General features: G+C 72.5%; 16 protein-coding genes. 8 read left to right on the top strand and 8 right to left on the bottom strand.

What is annotated here, in order from left to right; genetic code table 11:
- Nucleotides 1–155 precede the first annotated feature (155 nt).
- Complete coding sequence (locus ACTOQ2_RS16025; RefSeq protein ID WP_440100352.1) at nt 156–950, bottom strand: ABC transporter ATP-binding protein; 795 nt, start codon at nt 948–950, stop codon at nt 156–158.
- Nucleotides 951–1,016: 66 nt separating this feature from the next.
- Between ACTOQ2_RS16025 and ACTOQ2_RS16020 the strand changes: the two genes are divergently transcribed.
- Nucleotides 1,017–1,736, top strand: a complete 720-nt coding sequence (locus ACTOQ2_RS16020) for a hypothetical protein (RefSeq protein WP_440100351.1) — start codon at nt 1,017–1,019, stop codon at nt 1,734–1,736.
- Nucleotides 1,737–1,760: 24 nt separating this feature from the next.
- Here the strand turns inward: ACTOQ2_RS16020 and ACTOQ2_RS16015 are convergent, their stop codons facing one another.
- Nucleotides 1,761–4,451: a protein kinase domain-containing protein gene (locus ACTOQ2_RS16015; RefSeq protein WP_440100350.1), complete on the bottom strand. Its 2,691-nt coding sequence runs from the start codon at nt 4,449–4,451 to the stop codon at nt 1,761–1,763.
- A 172-nt stretch (nt 4,452–4,623) separates the two neighbouring features.
- On the opposite strand from ACTOQ2_RS16015, the gene ACTOQ2_RS16010 reads away from it, so the two are divergent.
- Entirely contained in the window at nt 4,624–5,340 is a 717-nt protein-coding gene (locus ACTOQ2_RS16010) for a hypothetical protein (RefSeq protein ID WP_440100349.1), read from the top strand.
- A 214-nt stretch (nt 5,341–5,554) separates the two neighbouring features.
- On the opposite strand, the gene ACTOQ2_RS16005 is transcribed toward ACTOQ2_RS16010, so the two are convergent.
- Both ACTOQ2_RS16005 and ACTOQ2_RS16000 read right to left on the bottom strand, forming a co-directional pair.
- Nucleotides 5,555–6,241 carry a response regulator gene (locus tag ACTOQ2_RS16005; RefSeq protein WP_440100348.1) on the bottom strand — a complete coding sequence of 229 codons (687 nt, stop codon included), beginning with the start codon at nt 6,239–6,241 and terminating at the stop codon, nt 5,555–5,557.
- 91 nt (nt 6,242–6,332) lie between these two features.
- Complete coding sequence (locus ACTOQ2_RS16000; RefSeq protein ID WP_440100347.1) at nt 6,333–7,472, bottom strand: GAF domain-containing sensor histidine kinase; 1,140 nt, start codon at nt 7,470–7,472, stop codon at nt 6,333–6,335.
- A gap of 123 nt (nt 7,473–7,595) precedes the next feature.
- On the opposite strand from ACTOQ2_RS16000, the gene ACTOQ2_RS15995 reads away from it, so the two are divergent.
- The 5 genes from ACTOQ2_RS15995 to ACTOQ2_RS15975 all read left to right on the top strand — a co-directional run bounded on the left by ACTOQ2_RS15995 (nt 7,596) and on the right by ACTOQ2_RS15975 (nt 11,817).
- The gene (locus ACTOQ2_RS15995; protein WP_440100346.1) at nt 7,596–8,261 is read left to right on the top strand and encodes an SDR family NAD(P)-dependent oxidoreductase; all 666 of its coding nucleotides are present in this window, start codon (nt 7,596–7,598) and stop codon (nt 8,259–8,261) included.
- Complete coding sequence (locus ACTOQ2_RS15990; protein WP_440100345.1) at nt 8,258–9,418, top strand: S-adenosylmethionine:tRNA ribosyltransferase-isomerase; 1,161 nt, start codon at nt 8,258–8,260, stop codon at nt 9,416–9,418. Before ACTOQ2_RS15995 ends, ACTOQ2_RS15990 begins: the two co-directional genes overlap by 4 nt.
- Nucleotides 9,419–9,511: 93 nt before the next feature.
- Nucleotides 9,512–10,051 (top strand): hypothetical protein, encoded by a 540-nt coding sequence (locus ACTOQ2_RS15985; RefSeq protein WP_440100344.1) that lies wholly within the window; start codon nt 9,512–9,514, stop codon nt 10,049–10,051.
- A gap of 274 nt (nt 10,052–10,325) precedes the next feature.
- Complete coding sequence (locus tag ACTOQ2_RS15980) at nt 10,326–10,877, top strand: hypothetical protein (RefSeq protein ID WP_440100343.1); 552 nt, start codon at nt 10,326–10,328, stop codon at nt 10,875–10,877.
- Between the two features lie 160 nt (nt 10,878–11,037).
- Complete coding sequence (locus tag ACTOQ2_RS15975; RefSeq protein WP_440100342.1) at nt 11,038–11,817, top strand: response regulator transcription factor; 780 nt, start codon at nt 11,038–11,040, stop codon at nt 11,815–11,817.
- A 73-nt stretch (nt 11,818–11,890) separates the two neighbouring features.
- Here ACTOQ2_RS15975 and ACTOQ2_RS15970 read toward each other — a convergent pair whose 3' ends face one another.
- Nucleotides 11,891–12,760, bottom strand: coding sequence for a lysophospholipid acyltransferase family protein (locus ACTOQ2_RS15970; RefSeq protein WP_440100341.1), 870 nt, complete (start codon nt 12,758–12,760; stop codon nt 11,891–11,893).
- Nucleotides 12,757–13,578, bottom strand: a complete 822-nt coding sequence (locus tag ACTOQ2_RS15965; protein ID WP_440100339.1) for a GNAT family N-acetyltransferase — start codon at nt 13,576–13,578, stop codon at nt 12,757–12,759. Before ACTOQ2_RS15965 ends, ACTOQ2_RS15970 begins: the two co-directional genes overlap by 4 nt.
- Nucleotides 13,579–13,693: 115 nt before the next feature.
- Between ACTOQ2_RS15965 and serB the strand changes: the two genes are divergently transcribed.
- Entirely contained in the window at nt 13,694–14,917 is a 1,224-nt protein-coding gene (gene serB, locus ACTOQ2_RS15960; protein WP_440067854.1) for a phosphoserine phosphatase SerB, read from the top strand.
- Here serB and ACTOQ2_RS15955 read toward each other — a convergent pair.
- Both ACTOQ2_RS15955 and ACTOQ2_RS15950 read right to left on the bottom strand, forming a co-directional pair.
- Nucleotides 14,898–15,413 carry a hypothetical protein gene (locus ACTOQ2_RS15955; RefSeq protein WP_440100338.1) on the bottom strand — a complete coding sequence of 172 codons (516 nt, stop codon included), beginning with the start codon at nt 15,411–15,413 and terminating at the stop codon, nt 14,898–14,900. The two genes, serB and ACTOQ2_RS15955, sit on opposite strands and share 20 nt — an antisense overlap.
- Before the next feature lie 94 nt (nt 15,414–15,507).
- Complete coding sequence (locus ACTOQ2_RS15950) at nt 15,508–15,711, bottom strand: hypothetical protein (RefSeq protein WP_440100337.1); 204 nt, start codon at nt 15,709–15,711, stop codon at nt 15,508–15,510.
- Nucleotides 15,712–15,739: the final 28 nt, after the last annotated feature.

Genomic DNA, 15,739 nt, shown 5'->3' with positions numbered 1-15,739 from the left:
GGGCGGTCGAGTGACGTGGAACTCTTGACCCGGCAGGATATTTGCTTTTCCCTTCACCGGCCTTTGAACGGCCGAAACAGTCGTGGAACTGTCTCGGGACCGCCTCGAAACCGGTGCGCCCTCGAAACCGGTGCGCCCTCAGGGCCGGTGCGCCCTCAGAGCTGGTGCGCCCGCGCGTACCAGCGGCCGTCGCGTCCCCGATCCAGGGTGAGCGGGACGCTGAAGGTGCGCGACAGGTTCTCCGCGGTCATCACCTGGTCGATCGGCCCCTGGGCCACCGCGGAACCGTGCCGCAGCAGCAGCGCGTGGGTGAACCCGCTGGGCACCTCCTCCACGTGGTGGGTGACCAGCACCATGGTCGGCGCGGTCGGGTCGTGCGCGAACGTCGCCAGGCGGCGGACCAGGTCCTCGCGCCCGCCCAGGTCCAGACCCGCGGCGGGCTCGTCCAGCAGCAGCAGCTCCGGGTTCGGCATGAGCGCGCGGGCGATCTGAACCCGCTTGCGCTCCCCCTCGGACAACGTGTTGAACCGGCGCCGGATCAGGTGGGCGCAGCCGAGCTGGTCGATCAGCTCGACGGCGCGCGTGACGTCGTGGGAGTCGTACTCCTCCGTCCAGCGGCCGAGGATGGCGTACGAGGCCGTGAGCACCAGGTCGATGACCTTCTCCTCCGGCGGCACCTTCTCCGCCAGCGCGGCGCTCGCGAGCCCGATGCGGGGCCGAAGTTCGAAGACGTCACTCTGGCCGAGCCGCTCGCCCAGGATCTCGACGATGCCCTCGGTGGGGAACAGCATCGCCCCGACCACCTGTAGCAACGTCGTCTTCCCCGCGCCGTTGGGACCGATGACGACCCACCGCTCGTCCTCGTGAACGGTCCAGTCGATCTCCCGCAGCAGGGCCGCCCCGTCCCTGCGGACGGTGACGTCCTGTAGCCGAAGCACCTGACCGCCCATCCCTTATGCCTCCTTGTGAATCGCTGGAACAAAACCTATTGCAGGACAAGCGCATATCGTGGATCGGTGCACCCTGATTCACCGATCTCGGCCACCCTGGTCTGCTGGGGCAATGCCTGGCTCGCCGGACAGGTCGGCCTCGACGAGGCCGCCGACCGCGTGGAGCGGCAGGCAGGCCCCCAACTCGTCGCCGGCGAGACCGGCGACCTCCCCCTCCGCGGGTTCCTCGCCGACCTGCGGATCGAGGGCATGAAGTCGCTGCGACTGGCCCTCCCCATCGCGGGCGACCCACTCGGGCTCACCGGACCGCCCCCTTTCAACTCCGCGGCCATCGAGGCCGGGCAGGCGGCGACAGCCGTGCTTCCCAGCAGATGCCTCGGCCTGATCCCGGTAAACGACCGCCGCGGGTCATCGTACGCCGGGGTTCGCTGGACCGTGCTGGAGGCCCGTACCGCGGCCCCCGACCTGCCCTCCCTCGCCGAGGCCGAGCACGAGCTGACCCGCGCCATGCGCGTGGCCACCGACGCCCTGCTCGGCGTGGAGGGCCCGGCCCAGGGCCACCGGCGGCTGGAGATGGTGGACGACGGCCTGGCTCCCGGATACCCCGCCAGAGCGCACCGGGTCGCCGCCCTGGCCGCCCGCCTCGCCGCGGTGCTCCGAGTCGCCGACGACCGCGGGCTCACCTCGGGCCAGATCGCCGTACGCGGTGAGGCCCTGCGCGAGCTCGACCGCGCGGTGCGCCGGGCCCGGGTGGTCGCCCACCACGCCATCACCGAGCTGGTCTGACGGCCGTGGCGGTTCGGGGGCGGGTCATCGGGCGGAGGTCAGCCTCCAGAGCTTGACGGCACGGTCCCTGCCCGCGGAGACGGCCAGAGTACGGTCGCCGACGGTCATGACGCCCACCGAGTAGACCCCGCCCTTGTGGGCCTTGACCGGCTTGCCGAGGGGCTTGCCCTCGGCCGGGTCCCAGAGCCGGACGGTCCCGTCCGTACTGCCCGACACCAGCACGGTGCGGCCGTCGACCTCGCCGAACGCCAGGGAGTAGACGTTGCCGCCGTGGCCCCCGAGCGGCTTGCCGACGGTCTTGGACGACGTGGGGTCCCAGATCCTGATCTTCTTGTCCTTGCCGCCCGAGGCGATCACGGTGCGGTCGCCCAGCTTGCCGAAGGCCACCGAGAAGACCTGCCCGCTGTGCCCCTTGTAGACCTTGCCGTACCGCTTCCTGGTGACGAGGTCCCAGATGCCCAGCGTCTCGTCGGCGCTGGCGGACACGACGACGGACCGCTTGCCGATCTTGCCGAAGGCGAGCCAGTTGACGTCGTCGCGGTGCGCGGAGATGGTCTTGAGCAGCCTGCGGCTCTTCAGGTTCCAGAAGTAGAGCGTGCCGTCGCCGTCCCCGGTGACGGCCAGCGGCGAACCGTTCACGGTGCCGGCCGCGACGGCGAAGACCGCGATGGGGTGGTGGCCCAGGGCCGTGCTCTTGCGGGACTTCAGGCTCCACAGGCGGACGGAGTGGTCGTAGCCGCCGGTCACCGCGTACGGCCTGCCGCCGAAGGTGACGGTGGCGACCGCGTAGACCTCGCCCCGGTGGCCGCGGAGCCGGTGGAGTCTCTTGTGCTTGGCCGGGTCCCAGAGCCCGAGCGAACCGTCCTGGCTGCCCGAGACCACCGTGGGCCTCTTCCCGATCTTGACGCCGGCGAGGGACTGGACGGCCTTGGTGTGTCCCTTGAGCGTCTTGCCGTCCTGGCCGTCGAAGGTCACCACCGTGGCCCGCGGGGTGGGCGGCTGGGACGGCCTGGAGGTGGGGGCGGTCGTGAGGCTCGCCGTGGGCGCGGGGGTGAGAGCGTGCGTGACGGCGGTGGGGACCTGCGTGGCCCGCGCGGGAGGAGTCTGGGAGGCGGTCGCCGGGGACGGTGTGGAGGGAACCGGAGGTGGCTTCCGCGTACCGTCACCGGCCAGGGCGCCTCGTGTGGCCGGCGGGGCGTCAGGGGTCGCGGCATCGCCCCGCAGGTTCGGTACCGCGACCAGCGCGGCGGCGGCCAGGGTCAGGGCCCCCGAGAGCACCGCGGTCACCAGGACGGCGCGCCTGCGCCGCGCGCCGCGCTCGCCGGGTGCCGCGGGGGCCGTGCCGGCGAAGAGGTCCGGACGCTGCGGTGGCGGCGGGGGGTAGACCCCCTCTGGCGGTGCGGGAGAGGGAGAGGGAGCGGGCCGCCGGCCCACGGGCGTCAGGTTGCCTGGGTAGCGCGCGGGCCCGGCGGGGGAGGCGAAGGGGGTGACCACGGGCGGGGGACCGCCCGGCGCACCCGGACGCCTCCAGGGGGCACCGGGGGCCGCGGGGCCGCCGTGCGGAGCGCCACCGGGACGGTCGCCGGAAGGGCCCGCCCGGCCGCCCGGGGTACGGCCGGGAGCGGCATCGGGCCTCCCGCCCCTCGGGTCCTCCCCCGAAGGCCGCACCCACAGTGTCTCGGGGGCGGGTGGCCGCTCCTCGGCGGATGACCGCTCGTCGACGGGCGGCCGCTCCTCGGCGCGCGGCCGCTCCTCGGCGGATGACCGCCCATCCGCGGATGATCGCCCATCCGCAACCGGCCGCTCGTTCGCGACCGGCCGCTCCCCGGCGGACGACCGCTCGTTCGCGACCGGCCGCTCGCCGGCGGACGGCGGGGACACGGGCGGTACGGCGAAGGCCTCGTCGGACTGGGTCTCCAGGAGCGCGAACAGCACCTCCGAGGCGCTGGGCCTCTCCGCGGCGTGCTTGCTGAGGCAGGAGGCGACGATCGGCCGCAGGGTGTCGGGGAGCGCGGACAGGTCCGGGCTCTCGTTCATCACCCTGTAGATGACCGCGGGCACGCTGTCCTGGCCGAACGCGGGCCGCCCGGTCGCGGCGAAGGTCATCGTCAGCGCCCAGCTGAACATGTCGGACGAGGGCTCGACGCGTTGCCCCGAGACCTGTTCCGGCGACATGTAGGCGGGGGTGCCGACCACGCCGCTCGTCACGGTCATCGCCGAGTCCAGCGCCCTGGCGATACCGAAGTCGATCACGCGGGGTCCGTCGGGGCCGAGCAGCACGTTGCTGGGCTTGAAGTCGCGGTGCACGATGCCCGCCCGGTGGATGGCGGCCAGCGCGGTCACGGTGCCGACCGCGAGCCGGTGGAGCACGTTGCCGCGCCGGGGTCCCCCGGACTGCACGACCCGCTGCAGGGACACGCCCTCGACCAGCTCGCTCACAATGTAGGGGCGGTCGCCGTCCACGTGGGCGCCCAGCACCTGGGCCGTGCAGAACGGCGCCACCCGGCGGGCGGCGGAGACCTCGCGGAGGAACCGGTCGCCGTCCATGCCGGTGTCGCTCAGCCGGGGGTGGAGCAGCTTGATCGCGACCATCACCCCGTCGGGCCCCCGGCCCGCGTAGACCACGCCCTGCGCCCCCTCGCCGAGGCGGCCGAGCAGCCGGTAGTCGCCCAGTGACTCGGGGTCCTCCCTGCGCAGCGGGTTCGTGTCCGGCACGTGAGCCTCCCCGTTGTCCAGCCATGAGTCGCTGGCGTCCCCCGAGTAACCAAAGATACGCAAACAACTAATGTTCAGGTAGATCATTCACTATTCCGGCGGATCCCGCTTACGCCATAATTCATGAAACAAATGGTGACTGCGCTCACCCCTAGCTCGTGCGGAGACGCCCATGCGCCGAAGCTTCGGCACGCTTCTAGGTCTCAGCCTCATAGCTCCGCTCGCGATCGTTCCCACCGCCTCGGCCGCCACCGTGAACGCGCCGTCTATAGCTCCCTCAGCGGTCCTGCCCGCGGTCCCTGCGGGCGCTCTGGCCCCCTCCGGGGTGCGGCAGGACAGGCCCTGGTCGGCGTTCAAGGTCTCGGTGAAGGCACCGAAACGGGTCAGGAACGGCCGCGAGTTCATGTACGAGGTCAAGGTCACCAACCGGGGGCCGAGCAAGGCCGACTACTTCTACGTCGGCGGGACCGTCCTGCCGAAAGGCATCAACGACACCGTTTACTACAAGGGCCCCAAGGGCACGGACTGCGACTTCTACGACGACGGCTTCTGGTGCGTGACGCCGTGGATTCTCGAGAAGGGCGAGTCGGAGACGGTACGCATCTGGGTCAAGCTGAAGAAGCGGACAAAGGGCACCGCGGTCGCCAGGCTCGGCGCCGACACCTGGAACGTCCCGACCGGAGGCGAGAACCTCAACCGCTCGGAATGGAAGCGGCTGGCCTTCCCCAACTGGTACTACCTCAAGACGGTCAAAACCAAGATCGTCCACCCCACGCCGCCCAAACCCAAACCCAAGGGCGGAGGGGGCGGCTACAACCCGCCACCTCCACCACCTCCGCCGCCCCCGCCCCCGCCGCCGGACCGGCGCGAGGAGAAGAAGGACACCTGACGCCGCAGAGGTCTCTCGCGCGGACCAGGAACCGCCGGACCGGACACCGTCCGGTCCGGCGCCGTCAGGCCAGGCGCCGTCGGGTCGGGCACCGCCAGGCCAGGCACCGGCCGATCAAGCACCGCCAAGCCAGGCGACGGCCAGTCGGGCACCGCCAAGCCAGGCGACGGCCAGTCGGGCACCGCCAGGCCAGGCACCGCCAGGTCGGGCGCCGTCAGGCCAGGCCGTTCCGCACCGCGTAGAGGGCGGCCTGGGTCCTGTCCTGCACGCCCAGCTTCATCAGCACGTTGGAGACGTGGGTCTTCACCGTTTTCTCCGCCACCGCGAGCTGCCTGGCGATCTCCCGGTTGGATCGGCCCGACGCGATCAGCGCGAGCACCTCGCGCTCCCGGTCGGTCAGCGCCGCCACATGCCTGCCCTCGCGACCGCCCTCACGACCGCCCTCCCGAACGTCCGCGCGCCCGTCCTCCCGCGCGGCCGGGACGGGTCCGGGACCCGACAGCATCGCCTCGGCGGCCTCGGGAGCGAGCAGCACCTGGCCACCGTGCACCGCCCGGATCGCGTGCACGAGCGCGGCCGGTTCGACGTCCTTGTAGAGGAAACCCGCCGCGCCCGCCCGCATCGCCGGGGCCACGTCGCCCCTGTCGCTGACCGAGGTCAGCACGAGCACCCTCGGCGACAGTCCTCGTTCCTCCAGCAGGAGCAGCGCGCCGAGCCCGTCGAGAACCGGCATCTTCAGGTCGAGCAGCAGCACGTCAGGGGCGAGAGACCCGACCAGGGCGACCGCCTCGGCGCCGTCGGCGGCCTCGCCGACCACGTCGAGGTCCTCCTGCAGGGCCAGGAAGGTACGAAGGCCCTGCCGGACGACCGGGTGGTCGTCGGCGATCAGGACGCGGATCATCCGGGCACCTCCGTCCGGACCACGGACGGCGGACCGCACGGACACCCCTTGGGCCCACGGGTCATGCGATCCCCTCTCCTCGCACCACGGATCACCCGGGCACCTCCATCCGGACGAGCGTGCCCCGCCCGGGCTCCGACCTCACCCGCACGCTCCCGCCGACGGATTCCGCCCTGTCGCCCATCGAGGCGATGCCCAGCCCCCGTCCCGCCGCGGCGGTCACGTCGAACCCGGCCCCGTCGTCACTCACCTCGAGGAACACGCGCCCGCCCTCACAGCCCAGCCGGACCTCGACGGTACGCGCCGCCGAGTGCCTGGAGGCGTTGTGCAGCGCCTCCTGGGCCACCCGGAGGACGGCCACCTCGATCACCGGTTCGAGCTCGCACACCGGGGACTCCTCGAACGAGAACGCGGCCGGGTGGAGCCGGTCGAGCAGGCGGACGTGCTTGCGGAGCGTCTCGGCCAGGCCGTGCCGGTCGAGCTCGGCCGGGCGGAGCTCCACGATCACCGCGCGCAGCTCGGCCAGCGCCTCTCCCGCCAGCCGCTCCACCCGGTCGAGCTCCCGCAGCGCCCGTACGGGATCGTCGACGACCAGCGACGCCGCGGCCTGCGCGGTGAGACGCAGCGAGAACAGCTTCTGGGTCACCGCGTCGTGCAGTTCCCTGGCCATCCGGGTGCGCTCCTCGACCAGCGCGAGCTCCCGGCCCCGCTCGTACAGGCGGGCGTTGGTGAGGGCGATCGCGGCGTGCGCGGCGAACATGGTGAGCAGCCGCTGGTCGGCCTCGGTGAAGCCGCCGGGGGTCCGCTTGTTGGACAGGAAGATGATGCCGAGCACCTCGTCCCCGTCGAGGATCGGCACCCCGAGGAAGTCCTTGAGCACCGGATGGGCGCGCGGCCAGTACTCGAACCTGGAGTCCCTGCGGATGTCGGGCAGCCGGACCGGCGCGCCCTCGCGCAGCATGGCGCCGAGCATGCCGTGCTGGCGGGGCATCGGCCCGATCGCGTCCCACTGCTCGTCGGAGATGCCCTCGGCGACGAACTCGGCGAACGCCCCCTGGTCGTCGGGCACGCCCAGCGCGGCGTAGCGGGCGTCCAGCAACCGCCGCGCCGACCGCACGATGACCTGGAGCACCTCCCGGACCGACAGGTGCCTGGTCACCGCGAGGACGGCCGAGCTCACCGCGTGCAGCACGGCGTCCCGGTCCTCGCTCTCCTCGCTCTCGGGGCTCACGAACCGACTCTAGGCGGCGGCGGGCGCCCGCCGCGTACGCCATCGGTCCTAGGCCCATCAGCCCACCCCGGGCCCGGTCCGGCGACCGATGTGCGGCGGGCGGGCGGCTCCTAGCGTCGAGGCATGACGAAGACCGCACTGATCACCGGCGCCTCCCGCGGCCTCGGCCTGGAACTGGCCCGTTCCCTCGCCGCCGACGGCTGGCGGCTCATCCTCACCGCGCGGGGCGAGGACGCGCTGCGAGCCGCCGCGGACGAGCTCGGCGCCCTCGCTCTGGCCGGGGACGTCACCGACCCCGCTCATCGCGACCGGCTGGCGCTCGCCGTACGAGAACACGGCGGGCTGGACCTGCTGGTCAACAACGCGTCGGGACTGGGCGCGGTCCCGCTGCCACCGCTGGCCGGATACCCGGCCGACACGCTTGAGGAGCTGTTCCGGGTCAACGTGCTGGCCCCGCTGGCGCTGATCCAGGCGAACCTGCGCGGGCTCAGGGAAAGGCGCGGCGCGATCGTGAACATCTCCTCCGACGCGGCGGTGGAGGCGTACGAGGGCTGGGGCGGGTACGGCGCGACCAAGGCGGCCCTGGAGCAGCTCTCCCGCGTGCTGGCCGTCGAGGAGCCGGACGTCGCGGTCTGGTGGGTCGATCCGGGCGAGATGTCCACCGCCATGCTCGCCGACGCCGTCGGTGCCGGGGAGGCGGCGGAGGCCCCGGGCCCGGAGACCGTCGTTCCCACCCTGCGACGGCTGATCGCCGACCGCCCGGACAGCGGCCGGGTGAGGCACGGATGAGCGGGCGAAAGGACCGTACGAGGGGCTGGGGCACCGGCGGACGGGGCGGTGTGGCGAGCCTGCCCACGGCGGACGCCATGGCCGCGGACTTCGTGCTCCCGCGCGAGCTGGAGGCGCACGAGCCGCCGGAGGCCCGGGGGCTGGCCCGCGACGGGGTGCGCCTGCTGGTCTCGGACCGGGGCACCGGAGAGGTCGGCCACCACGCGTTCGCCGAGCTCCCCGGCCTGCTCGGCCCCGGCGACCTGCTGGTGGTCAACAACTCCGGCACGCTCCCCGCCGCCGTCCGGCTGGACCGGCTCGCGGTGCACTTCTCCACCGAACGCGAGGACGGGACCTGGCTGGTCGAGCTCCGCCGGCTCCGGGAGCGGGGCCCTTCCGCGGGCGCGGGCGCCGGGGCTCTCGGGGGCCTCGGGGGCCTCGGGGGCCTCGGGGGCACGGAGACGGCCGGTGAGCCCTACCACGGCGGCGCGGACGGGGAGTGGCTGCCGCTGCCCGGCGGGGCGACGCTGCGGCTGCTGGGGCGCGAGACGCCGCGCCTGTGGCGGGCGAGCCTGGACCGCGAGGTCACGGGCTACCTCCGCCGCTACGGCGTGCCGATCCGCTACTCCTACGTGGACAGGGACTGGCCGCTGGCCGACTACCAGACCGTTTTCGGGGTCCGGCCCGGCAGCGCGGAGATGCCCAGCGCGGGGCGGCCGTTCACCACCGGGCTGGTGACCTCCCTGGTGTCGCGCGGGGTCGGGATCGCACCGATCACCCTGCACACGGGGGTGGCGTCCCCGGAGAAGGACGAGCCGCCCTATCCGGAGCGGTTCGAGGTGCCCGAGGCCACCGCGCGGCAGGTGGAGCTCGCGCGCGAGTCCGGCGGCCGGGTGATCGCGGTCGGCACGACCGTGGTCCGGGCGCTGGAGACGGCCGCGCTGGCCACCGGCAGGGTCCGGGCCGCGGACGGCTGGACCTCGCACATCGTGACCCCCGAGGTCGGGGTGAGGGCGGTGAGCGGCCTGCTCACCGGGCTGCACGAGCCGCGCTCCAGCCACCTGCTGATGCTGTCGGCGATCGCCGGCCGCGAGCTGCTCTCGCGGTCGTACGCGGAGGCGCTCGGAGAGGGCTACCTCTGGCACGAATTCGGCGACGTCCACCTGATCACCGGGTAGCCGGCCAGTCAGTCACAAGGGTTTTCCAAGTCGGGTCCCGCATGCTGGGCCGGTAATCAACGGGGATCACCGAATTCCGACTGGAGTAAAGAAATGCGCCGGCACCTGACCGCCTTCGCCGCCATCGCCCTGGCGGGAGGCATGCTACTCACCCCCGGGACCGCGAACGCCGCGGCTTTCCGGACCACCGCGCCGCAGGGGGTCGTGGACCAGCCGCTCGCGCCGCTGAAGACGACCGTCTCCTACCCGCGCAGGGCCTGGGCGGGCGACTCGTACGTCTACACGCTCAGGGTCAAGAACGTCGGCGAGTGGTACACCGACATCGCCTACGTCGGCGGCTACCTTCCCTCGCAGGTCTCCAAGGTCCGTATCGTCGGCAAGCCCTCCGGCTCGTACTGCGAGGTCTCGGGGCGCGAGGTGGGCTGCCTGCTCGACACCCTGAACCCCGGCAGGACTGCCACCCTCAAGGTCAGGGTCTGGCTGAGGAACGGCGCCCGGGGCACCGCGACCGCCGATTTCGGTTCGGCCTCGATCGACGTTCCCGCGGGCGGGCTGGGCACCCTCGACATTCACGGCATCGACGTCGGCACCGACGTCAAGTACGTGCGGGTGAAGACCCGGGTTCTCCGCTAGCCACGCTTTTCACCCGGCGCCTTCTGACCAGGGGTGATTACCGAAAGCAATGGATATCACAACGCCGGGAAACGCCTTGGCGAGCGGCGACGTGGCACGCGCCGGACGGGCGGGCGGGGGCCCTTGTCGTCCGGTACGGTGCCGCGCCCAACTGTTCCGTTCAAATCACGTAACAGAATATAATTTCTCTTTACATCTCCATATGTGATAAAACGCTGCGGACTTTATGGGACGTTCCAGGCGTCCCCTTGACTCTTCAGCTGGGAGACGTTTGATGCGCCACCCGATCTCCAAGATCGTTGCTATTGCTCTGGTCACCCCGCTGGCCGGCGGCATGCTCCTCGCCGCCCCCTCCTCGGCCGCTTCGGCGCAGGCACCGGCGGCGGCCGTCAAGGCGGAGCCGTACTCCACCTTCGCGGTCACCGTCTCCGCGCCGAAGAAGGTCAAGGCGGGCGGGAAGATCACCTACAAGATCAAGGCCGTCAACAAGGGCCCTCACCCGGCCGACTACTTCTTCATGGGCGGCCTACTGCCCAAGGGCTCGAAGGTCACCGCGATCTCCGCTCCCAAGAACACCCAGTGCGACAATTACGACGACGGGCTCTGGTGCTGGAACCCCAAGATCGTGAAGGTCGGCGAGTACGAGGCCATGGCGATCACCGTGAAGCTCGGCAAGAAGTCGGGACGGACCGCGCAGGCCATCCTCGGTGTCGACGCCTATGACGTCCCGACCGGTGCCGAGACCCTCTCCAGGGACGAGCTGGAGCGCATGGGCATCAAGAGCTGGTACTTCGTGAAGAAGGTCAAGACCAGCGTCGCGCGCTGACCTCACCTTCTGAGGGGCCCCGTCCTGCCACAGGCCGGGGCCCGTTCCCTTTCACGCTCCGGAAACCACGGGGTGCGGGCAACCTCATATGCACGGCACCCGCGTACCGGGCAGGATCTCCCCATGGTCCCCACGGCGAGTTTCCGGCGGTGCGCGATTCATGGCTGAACTGAGAGTCGTCCTGGCCGAGGACCACTACCTGGTGCGCGAGGGCACCCGCAGACTCCTGGAGACCTCCGGTGAGATCGAGGTGGTGGCCGCCGTGGGCGCCGCGGACGAGCTGCTCGACGCCGCCGGGCGACTGCGCCCCGACGTGGTGGTCACCGACATCCGGATGCCGGGCTCGGCCGATCTCGTCCGCCCGGGGATGGAGGGCATCGACGCGGCGCACCGCATCCGCGCCACCTCACGGGACATCGGGGTCGTGGTGCTCTCCCAGTTCTCCGACGCGATGTTCGCCCTGGACCTGTTCAGGGACGGCACCGAGGGCCGTGCGTACCTGCTCAAGGACCGGGTCGGCGACATCGACGAGCTGCTCGGCGCGATCAGGTCGGTGGCCGGGGGCGGCTCGGTGATCGACCCCAAGGTGGTGGAGGGCCTGCTGGCCAAGCGCGGGGTGCGCGGCGGCCCCCCGCCCGCGGAGCTGACGCCCAAGGAGCTGGACGTGCTCAGGGAGATGGCACACGGCCTGTCCAACGGAGGCATCGCCCGCGCCCTGCACCTGTCGGTCTCGGCCATCGAGAAGCACGTCAACTCGATCTTCATGAAGCCGGCCCTGGAGAACAGCCCTGACACCCACCGCCGGGTGGCGGCCGTCATCACCTACCTGAGCTCGGCTCGAACCCTGTCTCCCCGGTTCCAGGGACCGGCCCCGCCGCCGACGACGACGGCACGGTCCACGTTCGAGCGCCGTCCGAGGCGGCGTACCGGCCCCTCCTAAAGGGCTCCGGCCGGGAAGGGGCCCGGCCGGGAAGGTTTCCGGGCGCCGGTGGCCACCGGCGCCCGCCTTCCCGTCAGGCGGCGACGGGGAGACCGTGCGCGGCCCCGGCGACCAGCACCGAGGCGACGGACGACTCGGCCGCCCAGGCCAGTTCCCTGCGGTCACGTCCCCACACCGCGGGCAGCATCGTCACCTCCACCGTCAGCCTCCGGACGGCCACCACGCGGCGGATCGATGCCCAGAGGGGGTCGTCGCCGACATAGGCGGGCCCGGTGGCCGGGGCGTCCTCCCCTTCCAGATACCTGATCGCCACCGGCCTGACCGGGGCCCCGGCGTCCAGGGCCGCCTGGAACACCGCGGGCCTGAAGGAGCCCATCCCGCGTCCGCACCAGGTCGTCCCCTCGGGGAAGGCCGCCACCGGGTGACCGCCGGAGAGCGCGGCGGCCACCCCGCCGACGGCCTCGGGCAGTGCGGAGAGCCGGTCCCTGTCGATGAACAGCGCGCCCGCCCCGGCCGCCAGCAGACCGATCACCGGCCACACCCGTACCTCGTGCTTGGCGAGCAGGCGGCTCGGCAGGACCGCCGCCATGACGAGCGGGTCCAGCCACGACACGTGGTTGGCCACGATCAGCGGAGCGGCCCCTGAAGGCCCGCCCGCGACCGGACGGGGTCGGGAGACGGAGCCTGCCATGAACGTGAAACCCTGGCGCACCTCGACCCGTACGCCGACGGCCCGCAGCACCAGCCGGGACCAGGCGCTCGTCAGCCGGATCCTGTCCGTCGTGCCGAGCCCGCGGGCCGCGAGCGCCAGCACGGTCCCCGCCAGGACGACCAGTGCGATCGCCGCCAGTCGCAGCGCCCTGCGCGGCCCGGCGGCCCTCGACCCCGGCGGGAGGAGACATCCGGCGGGCCTGCACGGCGCCGTCGGCATCCACGGGTTCACGAGGTGGCTCCCAGGAAGTGGCGCAGGTAGCGGGGGTCCGCCTCGGCCATCGAGAGCAGTACGAAGAAGTCGGCCGTACCGAAGTCGAGGTCGTGGGCGGGCGGGCCGCAGACCCAGGCGCCCAGTCGCAGGTACCCGCGCAGCAGCGGCGGCAGCGCCCGCCCCGGCCTCGTGGCGGACGCGGAGGCGCCCTCGCGCCGCGAGGGGGCGGAGACCGGGTCCGCCCGCTGCGACGGTACGGCCGAGACCGGGTCCGCCCACTGCGACGGCGCGGCGGAGACCGGGTCCGCCCGCCAGGGGCGGTGCGGCGTGACGCGGTAGCCGGGCGGGGAGAGCGGCACCCGCTCCATGATCGCGGCGGCGTCGGCCACCGGCACCGAGCAGCAGCCGGCCAGCCAGCCGTACCCTCCGGCCACCATGTAGCGGGCGATCCCCGCCCACATCAGCCCGAGCACCGCGCCACCCCGGTGGCCCGGGTGCACGCAGGCCCGGCCGGCCTCCACCATGTTCCCCCGGATGCCCGCCAGCGCGCCGAGGTCGAACTCGGAGTCGGAGTAGAGGCGGTCGGCCCGGCGGGGGCCGAGCAGCCGGTAGGTGCCGACGACCTCACCCGTGTCGTCACACCTCACCAGGAGGTGGTCGCAGTAGGCGTCGAGCGGATCGACGTCCAGGCCGGTGATGGGACTGTCCAGCCTGGCGCCCATCTCCTCGGCGAAGACCCGGTGACGCAGGCGCTGGGCCTCGCGCATCTCGGCGGCGGTGGCGGCCAGCCCGACGCTGTAGCGGGCGAGGCGCGGCTCCATGGGAAGGGTCGTCATGAGTTCATGAAGACAGTCGCAGGTGACACGGGACCGGAGTGCCCCGCGAACTCCAGGCGTCCGGATGATGAACCACATTCACGGCCCGATCCTGAGCCAAGTACCGTAGGAACCGATGAACCAGCGCACGCTCCTGATCACGTTGAACGGCCCCGACCGACCGGGCGTGACCTCACGCCTCTTCTCGGTCCTGGCCGGCTTCCCCGTCATCGTCGCCGACGTGGAGCAGGTCGTCATCCGCGGCCGGCTCACCCTCGGCGTCCTCGTCTCCTACGCGGGCGACACGCCGACCGGCACCGGTGGCACCCTCGGCGCCCTCTGGACCGCCGTCGAGCGGACCGCGGAGGATCTCGGGCTGCAGGTGGAGCTGTCCACCGGCTCCGACCCGAAGGAGAAGCGGCGCAGGGGGCGGCTCAACGTCACCGTGCTCGGCGCGCCGCTGCAGCCCGCCGCCATGGCGGGCATCGCGGGACGGATCGCCGCGGCCGGTGCCAACATCGACCGGATCGAGCGCCTGTCCAGTTACCCGGTGACCTGCATCGAGCTGTCCCTCTCCGGCGCCGACCCCGACACCCTCAGGGCGGAGCTGGCCGTCGAGGCGCACACCCAGCAGGTCGACGTGGCCGTGCAGCGGACCGGCCTGCACCGCAGGGCCAAGCGGCTGATCGTGATGGACGTCGACTCGACGCTCATCCAGGCCGAGGTGATCGAGCTGCTGGCGGCGCACGCCGGCTGCCTGGAGGAGGTCGCCAGGGTCACCGAGGAGGCGATGCGCGGCGAACTCGACTTCGCCGAGTCGCTGCGCCGCCGGGTCGCGCTGCTCGAGGGCCTCTCGGAGGAGGTCTTCGAGAAGGTACGCAGGGAGCTCGTGCTGACTCCCGGCGCCCGGACGCTGGTACGGACGCTCAAACGGCTCGACTACCGGTTCGCGATCGTCAGTGGCGGGTTCACGCAGCTCACCGACGCCCTCGTGGAGGACCTCGGGATCGACTACTCCGCGGCCAACACCCTGGAGGTCGTCGACGGCGTGCTGACCGGGCGGGTGGTCGGCGAGATCGTCGACCGGCCGGGCAAGGCGCGGGCGCTGGAGCGCTTCGCCCGCGAGGCGGGGATCCCGATCAGCCAGACGGTGGCCATCGGCGACGGCGCCAACGACCTGGACATGATCGCGGCGGCCGGCCTGGGCATCGCGTTCAACGCCAAGCCGGTGGTCCGCCGCGCCGCCGACACCGCGGTCAACGTGCCCTACCTCGACTCGATCCTCTACCTGCTCGGCATTCCCCGCGCCGAGGTGGAGGACGCCGACGCCGAGGACGGTGTCACCGCCGCCGAACGCTGACCGTACCGGGCCCGCGGACGGTCGCGGCCACCTGCGCCTCGGCCCGCTCGGTCGCCTCGGCCCGCTCGGTCGCCTCGGCCCGCTCTGCCGGCTCGGCCGGTGAACCGCCCGCGCCTCGGGCGGCGGCACCGCCAGCAGCGCGAGCGCGTTGTCCCGCAGCCGCCCGGCCGCCGTCAGCGACTCCCTGAGCCGCCGTGGCGTGCTGCCCGCCCGGTTCCTTGTCCAGCAGGTCCAGGGAGTCGGTGAGCCGCCCTGCGGCGTCGGCCGCGGCGAAGCCCCGGAGATCCACCTGGGCGGGGTCCCGGTCGATCAGCGACCGCACCAGGACGGCATGGCTGTCGAGCATCTCCGCGATCCCGGCGGTCAGCCGGGCCCGGTGTCCCCTGGGCCACAGCAGCCGGGCGAAGATCAGCGCCAGCGCGCCGCCCGCGACCGTGAGTCCCACCCTGGCCGCCGGCCAGTAGACGCCCGCCGCCGCGACCAGGCCGACCACCACGGCGGCGACCGGCCAGGGACCGGGCTGGACGAGCGCTCCGAGACCGCCACCGAGCGTGACCGTGGTCGTGCTGACGAGCAGCCTGCGGACACGATCACCGTACAGCTGTCCCCGGGGCGTCTCCGAAGAGCGTGAGATAGCCGCCCAGGGCCACCGAGGCGCCCTCCCGGAGCTGACCGAGGAGGACACCGGACATCAGGGGGAGGCAGATGACCAGCGCGCACAGCAGGCCGTAGCCCCAGGCCGGACGACCGGAGAGCCAGAAGTCGGCGCGCAGCGCGCCGGTGAGCCCTCGCATGCCACCCCCGATCGCGCCCCTCGCGACT

The organism is Streptosporangium sp. H16 (assembly GCF_051918855.1).
In the GTDB taxonomy this organism is placed as follows: domain Bacteria; phylum Actinomycetota; class Actinomycetes; order Streptosporangiales; family Streptosporangiaceae; genus Streptosporangium.
Note: the sequence above shows the minus strand (reverse complement) of the source record. Positions and strands in the feature narration are given on the sequence as shown.

Excerpts from the sequence above, each read along its gene's own strand:
- ACTOQ2_RS16025 (WP_440100352.1), bottom strand. The coding sequence starts at position 950 with ATGGGCGGTCAGGTGCTTCGGCTACAGGACGTCACCGTCCGCAGGGAC.
- ACTOQ2_RS16010 (WP_440100349.1), top strand. The coding sequence starts at position 4,624 with ATGCGCCGAAGCTTCGGCACGCTTCTAGGTCTCAGCCTCATAGCTCCG.
- ACTOQ2_RS16005 (WP_440100348.1), bottom strand. The coding sequence starts at position 6,241 with ATGATCCGCGTCCTGATCGCCGACGACCACCCGGTCGTCCGGCAGGGC.
- ACTOQ2_RS15995 (WP_440100346.1), top strand. The coding sequence starts at position 7,596 with ATGACGAAGACCGCACTGATCACCGGCGCCTCCCGCGGCCTCGGCCTG.
- ACTOQ2_RS15990 (WP_440100345.1), top strand. The coding sequence starts at position 8,258 with ATGAGCGGGCGAAAGGACCGTACGAGGGGCTGGGGCACCGGCGGACGG.
- ACTOQ2_RS15985 (WP_440100344.1), top strand. The coding sequence starts at position 9,512 with ATGCGCCGGCACCTGACCGCCTTCGCCGCCATCGCCCTGGCGGGAGGC.
- ACTOQ2_RS15980 (WP_440100343.1), top strand. The coding sequence starts at position 10,326 with ATGCGCCACCCGATCTCCAAGATCGTTGCTATTGCTCTGGTCACCCCG.
- ACTOQ2_RS15975 (WP_440100342.1), top strand. The coding sequence starts at position 11,038 with ATGGCTGAACTGAGAGTCGTCCTGGCCGAGGACCACTACCTGGTGCGC.
- ACTOQ2_RS15965 (WP_440100339.1), bottom strand. The coding sequence starts at position 13,578 with ATGACGACCCTTCCCATGGAGCCGCGCCTCGCCCGCTACAGCGTCGGG.
- serB (WP_440067854.1), top strand. The coding sequence starts at position 13,694 with ATGAACCAGCGCACGCTCCTGATCACGTTGAACGGCCCCGACCGACCG.
- ACTOQ2_RS15950 (WP_440100337.1), bottom strand. The coding sequence starts at position 15,711 with ATGCGAGGGCTCACCGGCGCGCTGCGCGCCGACTTCTGGCTCTCCGGT.